Consider the following 1,377-nt stretch of genomic DNA (forward strand, 5'->3'; position numbering starts at 1 on the left):
TGACCTGCCCCCCGGTCGTCCCTCGTTCATAACGAGAGTCCTTTGGGTTGATATTGGTCGGTTTCGGGTTGGGCAAGCGGGTCGGGCGCGGAGCCCCCAGTTTGCTCAAGCGCCCTGCGCGCTTCTGCCGGGGTCTGGTTGCCGAGCGAGGAATGCGGCCTGACGTGGTTGTAGTCGTAGCGCCAGAGGGCCAGCTTTCGGCGGGCATCGGCCAGGCTTTCGAAGATCTCCTCGTTGAGGCATTCGTCGCGCAGGCTGCCATTGAATGACTCGATGTAGCCATTTTGCCGGGGCTTGCCCGGATCGATATAATGCCATTCGACGCCGGCCTCGTTGGCCCACTTCAGGATCGCCTTGCTGGTGAACTCGGTGCCCCTCCTCGGGAAAACGATCCCCCGGATCGTTTTCTGATCCTCGTCGATCACTGACGACACAGGCCGGCTTGCCGTAGGTCCTGACCAGCGCATCCAGTTCCCGCGCCACCCTGGCCCCCGAGATGCTGGTGTCGGCGATCAAGGCGAGGTTTTCGCGGCAGCAATCGTCGTTCACGGCCAGAATGCGGAACCTGCGGCAGGCCCCGAACGTGTCGGCCAGGAAGTCCAGCGACCACCGCTGGTTCGGCAGCAACGGCACTGGCATGGGGGTCCGACTGCCACGCGCCCGCTTGCGACCGCGCCTGCGCCGCACCGACAGACCTTCCTCCCGGTAAATCCGGTAGAGCCCTTCGCCCTACAAACGATCCCCCGGATCGTTTGCTTTACGGGCTCCGATCTCGTTCATGACCATGCCCTTGCGCTCCAGCATGATGCCCACGCGCCGATAGCCGAAGCGGCGGCGCTGCTCGGCGATCTTGTGCATCTCCTCACAGATCTCCGGGTTGTCGGGCGGCCGCTTGCGCCGCACCGTCTTCGGATCGACACCGATCAGAACGCAGGCGCGACGTTGAGAGATCGGATGATCCCTCAGCGCCCGCAGCACCGCGTCCCGCCGTTGCACCAGCGTCGTCAAGGCTTTCCCAGCAGATCCTTCAGCACCACGTTGTCAAGCATGGCATCGGCCAGCAGGCGCTTGAGCTTCGCATTCTCGTCCTCAAGCTGCTTCAGCCGCTTGGCGTCGGACAGGTCCATGCCGCCATATTTCGCCTTCAGCTTGTAGAATGTCGCGGGGCTCAGCCCATGCTTCCGACAAAGCTCGGACGTGGGCAAACCAGCCGCCTGTTCCTTGATCATCCCGATAATCTGTTCATCGGGGCTTACGCGGCCCCACTGGGGCCACGGTCCCCTCTTCATCGGTAAAACGGCTCTTCCTCATCTCGTCTGCTCCTTCAGATTGGGCAGACGCTACATCACGGCGAGGGAACTTCCGGGGGGCAGGTCA

1 pseudogene is annotated in these 1,377 nt (G+C 63.0%); it reads right to left on the minus strand.

The window, feature by feature from the left end:
• Positions 1-26: 26 nt before the first annotated feature.
• A pseudogene (locus IT40_RS26400) lies at positions 27-1,289 on the minus strand (IS3 family transposase).
• Between the last annotated feature and the right edge of the window lie 88 nt (positions 1,290-1,377).

The organism is Paracoccus versutus (assembly GCF_000763885.1).
In the GTDB taxonomy this organism is placed as follows: Bacteria; Pseudomonadota; Alphaproteobacteria; order Rhodobacterales; family Rhodobacteraceae; genus Paracoccus; species Paracoccus versutus.